The organism is Streptomyces flavofungini, from assembly GCF_041028215.1.
GTDB lineage: Bacteria > Actinomycetota > Actinomycetes > Streptomycetales > Streptomycetaceae > Streptomyces > Streptomyces flavofungini_B.
In genome coordinates this window covers 1-7,823 of record NZ_JASKYR010000372.1, presented here as the reverse complement: position 1 = coordinate 7,823, position 7,823 = coordinate 1, and the positions used below count along the sequence as shown (strand labels likewise).

General features: G+C 72.8%; 9 protein-coding genes. 4 read left to right on the top strand and 5 right to left on the bottom strand.

Going from position 1 to position 7,823, the window contains the following annotated elements; genetic code table 11:
- Positions 1-1,109, top strand: a 1,109-nt coding sequence (locus tag AB8Z36_RS23940) for a class I adenylate-forming enzyme family protein (protein WP_369215429.1), incomplete at its 5' end; no start/stop codon positions are given.
- Here the strand turns inward: AB8Z36_RS23940 and AB8Z36_RS23935 are convergent.
- Both AB8Z36_RS23935 and AB8Z36_RS23930 read right to left on the bottom strand, forming a co-directional pair.
- The gene (locus tag AB8Z36_RS23935) at positions 1,093-1,605 is read right to left on the bottom strand and encodes an EF-hand domain-containing protein (protein ID WP_369215428.1); all 513 of its coding nucleotides are present in this window, start codon (positions 1,603-1,605) and stop codon (positions 1,093-1,095) included. The two genes, AB8Z36_RS23940 and AB8Z36_RS23935, sit on opposite strands and share 17 nt — an antisense overlap.
- Positions 1,606-1,773: 168 nt before the next feature.
- Positions 1,774-2,148 carry an STAS domain-containing protein gene (locus AB8Z36_RS23930; RefSeq protein WP_369215427.1) on the bottom strand — a complete coding sequence of 125 codons (375 nt, stop codon included), beginning with the start codon at positions 2,146-2,148 and terminating at the stop codon, positions 1,774-1,776.
- 238 nt (positions 2,149-2,386) lie between these two features.
- Between AB8Z36_RS23930 and AB8Z36_RS23925 the strand changes: the two genes are divergently transcribed.
- Together AB8Z36_RS23925 and AB8Z36_RS23920 are read left to right on the top strand one after the other, a co-directional pair.
- Positions 2,387-2,983: a sigma-70 family RNA polymerase sigma factor gene (locus AB8Z36_RS23925; RefSeq protein WP_369215426.1), complete on the top strand. Its 597-nt coding sequence runs from the start codon at positions 2,387-2,389 to the stop codon at positions 2,981-2,983.
- A complete protein-coding gene (locus AB8Z36_RS23920; protein WP_440581986.1) occupies positions 2,980-4,284 on the top strand; it encodes a zf-HC2 domain-containing protein in 1,305 nt (434 codons plus the stop codon). The genes AB8Z36_RS23925 and AB8Z36_RS23920 overlap by 4 nt, the downstream gene beginning before the upstream one ends.
- An 18-nt stretch (positions 4,285-4,302) precedes the next feature.
- On the opposite strand, the gene purU is transcribed toward AB8Z36_RS23920, so the two are convergent.
- On the bottom strand, positions 4,303-5,184 hold the full coding sequence (gene purU / locus AB8Z36_RS23915; protein ID WP_369215425.1) for a formyltetrahydrofolate deformylase: 882 nt from the start codon (positions 5,182-5,184) through the stop codon (positions 4,303-4,305).
- A gap of 61 nt (positions 5,185-5,245) precedes the next feature.
- Entirely contained in the window at positions 5,246-5,746 is a 501-nt protein-coding gene (locus AB8Z36_RS23910; RefSeq protein WP_369215424.1) for an SCO4402 family protein, read from the bottom strand.
- Between the two features lie 118 nt (positions 5,747-5,864).
- Between AB8Z36_RS23910 and AB8Z36_RS23905 the strand changes: the two genes are divergently transcribed.
- Complete coding sequence (locus tag AB8Z36_RS23905) at positions 5,865-7,139, top strand: ABC transporter substrate-binding protein (protein ID WP_369215423.1); 1,275 nt, start codon at positions 5,865-5,867, stop codon at positions 7,137-7,139.
- 48 nt (positions 7,140-7,187) lie between these two features.
- Here the strand turns inward: AB8Z36_RS23905 and AB8Z36_RS23900 are convergent.
- A partial coding sequence (locus AB8Z36_RS23900; protein ID WP_369215422.1) for a hypothetical protein occupies positions 7,188-7,823 on the bottom strand: 636 nt, incomplete at its 5' end.

The following is a 7,823-nucleotide window of genomic DNA, read 5'->3' as shown; positions in this document are numbered from 1 at the left end:
CCGACGGCACCGAGGTGCGCTGGATCTACTGGACCTCGGGCACCACGTCCGACCCCAAGGGCGTGCTGCACACCGACCGTTCACTGATCGCGGGCGGCTCCTGCCTCGCCCACGCGCTGCGGCCGAGGGCCTTCGACGTGGGCTCGATGGCGTTCCCCTACGCGCACATCGCGGGCCCCGACTACACCGTGATGCTGCTGCTCTACGGCTTCCCCGCGGTGCTGTTCGAGCACTTCGCGATGCCGGGCGCGCTCGACGGCTACCGGCGGCACGGCGTCACCGTCGCGGGCGGCTCGACGGCCTTCTACTCGATGTTCCTGGCCGAGCAGCGAAAGATGCCTCCCGGCCGGAAGGTGATCCCCACCCTGCGGCTCCTGGCGGGCGGCGGGGCACCCAAGCCGCCGGAGATCTACCACGCCGTCGTACGCGAGATGGGCTGTCAACTGACCCACGGCTACGGCATGACGGAGGTCCCGATGATCACCATGGGGGACCCCGACGACACGGCGGAGAACCTGGCGACGACGGAGGGGCGGCCGCCCGGCGCCATGGAGATCCGGATCACCGACGCCGACGGGAAGGAACTCGGCCCCGACGCGGACGGCGAGGTGCGGCTGCGCGGGGAGGCGGTCTGCCGGGGCTACGTGGACCCGGCGCAGACCCGGGCCGCCTTCGACGCCGACGGATTCCTGGTCACCGGGGACCTCGGGCACCTGACGCGGAGCGGCCACCTGGTGCTCACCGGGCGCGCGAAGGACGTCATCATCCGCAAGGGGGAGAACATCTCCGCCAAGGAGATCGAGGACCTCCTGCACGGCCACCCCGCCGTCGGTGACGCGGCGGTCATCGGCCTGCCCGACGCCGAACGCGGGGAGCGGGTCTGCGCGGTGGTGGAGCGCCGGGCGGGCGCCGGGGAGCCGACGCTGGCCTCGCTGACCGCGTATCTGCGCGGGGAAGGCCTCGCCCCCTACAAGCTGCCGGAACAACTGGAGGTCGTCGAGGCGCTTCCCCGCAACGAGACGCTGCGCAAGGTGCTCAAGTACAGACTGCGGGAGCGCTACACGCGCGCGGCGGAGACTCCGGGCACGCCGCTCACTCCGGAACCGTGAAGTACTGGGCGAAGGCCGTCACGATCTCCTGCTCCGACACGCGTCCGTCGCCGTCCGCGTCGAGACCGGCCGCCACCGTGCCCGCGACGTCGTCGGGCACGCCGAGCGCCTTGAGCGCGCGCTCGGCCTCGGCGGGGGCCACGGAGCCGTCGCCGTCAGTGTCGGCGACACCGATCACGGCGTGCAGGAAGGGCCGGGCGATCTCGGCGAACCGCTCGGGGTTGTCCCGCAGCCGCTTCACCGCGCCGCCGACGAACTCCCCCTGCGTGATGCGCTGGTCCCCGTCACGGTCCGCTATCCCGGCCATGCCCTGCCAGAACGCCTCGGCGCCCAGATAGAGGGCCTGCCCCTGGTCGGACCGCGCCGTCGCCCCGAACTCCTTGCACAGGGCGGCGGCCGCCGTGCTGAAGTCCTCACGGGAGATGTACTGGTTGCCGTCCTGATCGAAGGTGGCGAACCGGGCCGCGATCTTACGCTCGTACTCGGCACTGTCCATGGTCTTCGGGCCGCCTCTTTTCCGCGGTTGGGTGCAGTTCAGGGGGTTGAGTACCCCGGCAGCAGGAGCGTACGTCGTACCGGGCCGCCCGGGAGCGGGAAAGCGGGGCTTGTCGCAGGACCGCCCGCATCCTGGGACAGAGGTGTGTCACGGGGTGTGAGGTGACTCTCAGGCGGAGAGCGGTGCCGCCTGCTCGTCGAGGGCCTCGGCGACATCGGGGTAGACCTCGAACAGCCTGCGGACGCCGAGGGCGGCGAGGACCCGGTTGACATGGGAGCCGTCGACGGCGCCCTGGGCCGGGAGTATCAGGCGCAGACGGCCCTGGCAGGAGCGGATCAGGCGGCGGGTCGCGATCAGTACGCCGACCCCGCTGGAGTCACAGAACAGCACGTCGGAGAGGTCGAGGACGACGCTGCGGCGGCCGTCGGCCACCGCCTCGTGCACACGCTGGCGCAGGACGGGTGAGGTCAGCAGGTCCATCTCGCCGGAGACGCAGAGCACGGCCCAGCCGTCCTGTTCGCCCACCGTCACCTTGAGCGTCACGCGTCACGCCTCTCGCTCGCCTGCTCTTCCCTCCGGCCCCAAGTGATCCGGAAGCGGTCCCTACGCTTCGTTCAGCCTCGGCTGCCCACCTACTCCTCCCATGAAACACCAGCATCCTCGCGTCAATATCATCCGGCCCTCGGCGAGGAACGCCCTTTGCCGTAAACAGAGGTGCTCCCTCAGCGGCGCCGACTACATTCGAGGGAGAGTCGGACACGGCGAGCGCAGAGGGGGCCGCATGCCGAAGGACGCGCCGCGGCGCTGGGACCGCAGGATGCAGCAGCGTCTCGCGCACGGCGAGGCGGCCGCGCTCGGCGAGCTGTACGACCGCTTCGCCTCGCTGGTGCACGGCCTCGCCCACCGCGTCCTCGGCGACGAGAGCGGCGCCGACCGCATCACCCGCGAGGTCTTCGCCCACGTGTGGGAGAACCCCGACGCCTACGACCCGAAGCAGGGCCCGCTGCGCTCCTGGATCGCCACGCTCGCCCACCAGCGGGCCGTCCGCAGGCTCCGGCAGACCGAGTCGGCCGCCCTCGCCCGCGGCGGCGAGGGCACCACGGAGGACCTGGAGCGCAAGGTCCGCCGCGCCTCCGCGGCGGCCCGCGCGGACTACATCGTCTCGGCCATGCCCACCCCGCTCCGGGCCGCGCTCGAACTGGCGTACTTCCAGCGGCGTGACTACCGCCAGACCGCCGCCGACCTCGGCGTCACCGAGGACGAGGCCCGCCGCAGGCTCCGCCTCGGCCTCCAGCTCCTCTCCACGGCCAACGACACCGACGGCCCCGCCGCGAGCCACACCCCCGGCTCCTCGTCCGGTTACGGGACGGCGCTGTGACCGGCTCGGACCGCTCCGAGCCGGTCGAGGGGCCGGACGGCCCGGAGGAGCGGGGCGGACAGGGCAGCCCGGCCGTGCCCCGCATACCCCCGCCCCGGTCCTCCGTCGAGGACACCGGACTCCCGCTGCCCGACCCGCCGGCGGACCCGCCGCCCGGCCCGCTCGTCCTGGAGCACCCCGTTCTCAAGTCCCTGCTCGGCGCCTGGGCGCTGGCCGCCTGCTCCACGGAGGAGGCCGCCGCCGTGGAGGAGCACCTCGGCGAGTGCGGCCCCTGCGCGGAGGAGGCGCTGCGGCTGCGGGACGCCGTCGGCCTGCTGCACCCCGAGGAGAGCCTCGACCTCGATCCCGGGCTGCGCACCCGCGTCCTGGAGAGCTGCCTCGGCCGCCGTCCGCCGCGCATCCCGGTCCCCGAGTGGGCCGTGCCCTACGACGCGGAGAGCGCCCGGCTCGACGCCCTGCTGCGCGACATCGGCGACTCCGAGTGGCACGCGCCCGTGCGGCTGCGCTGGTTCGAGGAGGGCGGCCCGGTGAGCCGCAAGACCACCGTGGCCGGCGTCATCGGGCATCTGCTCGCCGTGGACGGCCTGGTCGGGACCGCCCTCGGCCTCGGCGACCCGCTCGGCCCGAAGGCCAAGGAGCCCCAGCTCCCCGCCGACCGCACGGAGGCGTACTGGCGCGCCTCGTACTTCCCGCCCACCCGTGCCGTGCGCGGCCCCTGGCGCGATCAGACGCACGAGCTGATCCGCACGGTGTCGTTCGCGGGCGACGGCTCCGGACGCATGCCCGTGCCGTACGGAACGATGCCCGACGGCGCGGGCGGTCCCGGCCGACGGATCGAGCTGCCGCTGCGGGACGCGATGGTGGACCGCGCCTTCGAGTGCTGGATCCACGCGGGCGACATCGCCGACGCCGTCGCCTACCCCTACGACCCGCCGGCGCCCCGGCATCTGCACCGCATGATCGACCTCGCCGCGCGGATGCTCCCCGGCACCCTGGCGGGCCGCCGCCGCGCCGGTCTCGCCTCGCCCTCCCGCGACCTGGTCGCGGCGGGCGCGCCGGGCCGCAGCCTGCGCCTGGAGATCGAAGGCCTCGGCGGCGGCGAGTGGTTCATCCCGCTGGACTCGCCGGGCGCCGCCGCGTCGGCCGAGCGCGAGGTCGCGCACGTGGCGCTCGACGGCGTGGAGTTCTGCCGGCTGGCCGCGGGCCATGTCTCCCCCGAGGAGGCCGCGGCCGGTCAGGACGGCGACCGGGAGGCGATCCGCGACGTCCTGTTCTCGGCGGCGTCGCTCAGCAGGATGTGAACGGCGCCCCGGCCCGGATCAGGCGAAGACGACCGTACGGCGGCCGTTCAGCAGAATCCTGCGTTCCGCGTGCCACTTCACGGCCCGCGCGAGCGCCTGGCACTCCACGTCACGGCCGATCGCCACGAGCTGGTCGGGGGTGACCCCGTGGCCGACCCGCTCGACCTCCTGCTCGATGATCGGCCCCTCGTCGAGGTCGGCCGTCACGTAGTGCGCGGTCGCGCCGATCAGCTTCACCCCGCGCGCGTGGGCCTGGTGGTAGGGCTTCGCGCCCTTGAAGCTCGGCAGGAAGGAGTGGTGGATGTTGATGATCCGGCCGCTGAGCTCCTTGCACAGGTCGTCGGAGAGCACCTGCATGTAGCGGGCGAGGACGACCAGCTCCACGTCGAGCGAGCGCACGACCTCAAGCAGCCGCGCCTCGGCCTCCGGCTTGTTCTCCTTGGTCACCGGGATGTGGTGGAAGGGGATGTCGTACGAGGCGACGAGCTCGGCGAAGTCCGTGTGGTTGGAGACGACCGCGGCGATCTCCACCGGCAGCGCGCCGATCCGCGAGCGGAACAGCAGGTCGTTCAGGCAGTGCCCGAACTTCGACACCAGGAGGACGACGCGCATCCTGTCCTCGGCGCGGTGGAGCTGCCAGTCCATCTGGAAGGAGTCGCCGATCGCGGCGAAGCTCGCCCGCAGCTTGTCGACGGTGACCGGGGCCTCGGCGGAGAAGTGGACCCGCATGAAGAACAGGCCGGTGTCGTGGTCGCCGAACTGCTGGCTGTCCTCGATGTTGCAGCCGGTCATGAAGAGGTAGCTCGACACGGCGTGCACGATGCCCTGCCTGTCGGGGCAGGAGAGGGTCAGCACGTACTGCTCGGCGGGGACGGCGGGGGCCACGGACTGCTCGTTCATGCAGGCAAGGTTCCCACAGCGGATCGCGCCGCGGGCAATCGTCCCGCGAGCCGGGACCGGCTCAGGCCGAGCGGGTGAGGATGCGCAGCACCTCAAGGGTGCGCGGCGGCTCGTCCGGGTCCTCCCCGTCGCCCGCGGCGAGGCGTACGTGCGCGTCGCGCGCCGCCCGCACGGCCTCGGGCCAGCCCGGGTGCTGGAGGTAGACGGAGACCATCGCGTCGGGCCCGACCTCGTGCATGATGCGCAGGACCCGCAGCACGGCCGTGTCGACGAGCGCCGCCTCCTGGGGGTCACGGAAGATCGTGCCGACGTACTTCTCGGCGGACCAGTTGTCCAGCCACGTGTCCTCGACCAGCCGGTACACGGCGTCGGTCACGTCCCCGTACTCCTCGCGCCCGGCGAGCCAGCACTCCCGCTGGAAGTCGGGGTCGGAGAGCATGTGAAGCGCCGAGCGCACGTTGCTGCGCCAGCGCCACCACGGCATGTCGTTGGTCGGCATGCCACCCATGGTGCTGGAGCGACGGCCGCGACGGGAAGAGTTCTCCGAACCTTGCACGGTCATCGATCGTACGTTCCCACGCCACGCTCGCGAACCAGCCCCCGCCCGTTCACCGTGATGTCACCGTCCGTTGAGAACGTGTCACTCCCGGGTTGGTCCTTGACCGGAAGTGTCCGGGGACATGACCGGCCGGCGACGCACCTTCCTCCCCCGCCCCACCCGACACGCCGTGCTCGCAGCGGCCGCGGCGGCGGCGTGCGTCGCTCTGACCGCTGGATGCGGGGTCATCCCTGGCACCACGGGGGGTTCCGGGGATGACCCCATCACCGTCATGACCTGGGCCCCCGAGAACACCAAGGCCACCAACAAGCCGGGCGTCCCCGCCATGGCCCAGGCGTTCGCCCGCTGGGTCAACGCCCACGGCGGCCTCGACGGCCGCGACCTCAAGGTCCTGACCTGCAACGACCACAATGACGCGGCGGGCGCCGCCGAGTGCGCGCGCAAGGCGGTCGACGAGGAGGTGGCGGCGGTCGTCGGCGCGTACAGCCAGCACGGCCGCTCCTTCCTCGCCCCGCTGGAGGGCGCGGGCATCCCCTACATCGGCGGCTACGGCATCACCGACGACGAGTTCTCCAGCCCGCTGTCCTATCCCGTCAACGGCGGCGAACCGGCCCTCCTCGCGGGCAACGGCCGCCAGCTCGCCGCCCGCTGCGACCGCGTCTCCCTCGTACGCCCCGACACCCTGGCGGGCGACGAGCTGCCCAAGCTGCTCAACGCGGGGCTCGCCGACGGCCACCACAAGCCCGTCGCCGACATCCGCGCCCCCGAGGACGGCACCGACTTCACCCCGCAGGCCGAGCAGGCGCTCAAGGGCGCGGGCACCAGGGGCGGCTGCGTGACCGCCGCGCTCGGGGCGCGCACCGACACCTTCTACGACTCCTTCCGGCGCACCAGGGCGGACTACCCGTCGGTGCGGATCTCCTCGGTGCTCGGCAGCGTCGACCAGTCCCTCATCGACCGCACCGGCGGCGCGAGCGGCCCCTACGAAGGGGCGTACGTCACCGGCTGGTACCCGGCGTCGGGCGACTCCAGGTGGGGCGGGATGCGCAAGGTCATCCGCGAGCAGGCCTTCGGCGACAACCGGGTCGACCCGGCCGACGCGGGCGTGCAGACCACCTGGATCGCCTACACCGTCCTGAAGCAGGCCGTGGAGTCCCTCGACGGCGGTGAGGTGTCCGCGCGCACCCTGCGCCGCGCCCTGGACGACGGCCTGCGGGTCCGCACGGGCGGTCTCACGCCCACGCTGAGCTGGCGCTTCGAGGACCTGATCGCGGCCAGTGAGTACCCGCGCCTGATCAACTCCGGCGTCACCTTCCAGACCGTGAGGGACGGCAGGCTCGTCCCCGCCCGGGGCGGGTTCGTGGACGTCGAGGCGACGCTGGAGCAGACCGCCTGACCCGGGGGCCGAGCGGCATCCGCCCTGCCCGGCCCCCGGGCCCGCCGCTCAGAGCTGGGTCTTCTCGCGCGTGGTCAGGCCGTACTTGCGGGCGATCGCGTTCCACTGGTTCGCGGCCTGCTCCTTGGCCGTGGTCGCGTTCCCGCTCGCGCGGTTGCCCGCCGCCTGCTCCGAGGTGGTGCGGGCGCGGCCCTTGTGGCAGCCCTTCTTGCCCGCTACCTGGTCCGCCCACGCGGCGTAGTGGTTGTCGGCGGACGCGGACGCCTTCCAGGCCCTGTTGAGGGAGGCGGTGAGCTGGTCGTTGGCCGGGAGCTTGTCGACCTTCAGCTCGGCGAGCCGCGCGACCAGGTCGTTGCGCTGCTTGGCGGCGCCACGCAGGTCCTTGGCGGACTGGCCGAGGTTCTGGCACCGGCCCACGTTGCGCACCGAGCTGATGACCGTCGCGCGGCTGTTGTTGCTGTCGGCCAGGAGCTTGTCCAGGGCGACGGCCTGCTCCTTGGCGGGGTCGGCGGTCGGCGAGGGCTTGTCGGCGGGGGCGGACGCGGAGACGGGCTTGCCGTCGGCCGCCTTGTCCTCATCGCCGCCGCCCGAGCTCAGGAGCGCGCCCGCACCGACACCGAGCACGGCGATGCCGACGCCGACGGCGGCGATCAGGGGCACCTTCGAGCCGGTGCGGCTGCGGCG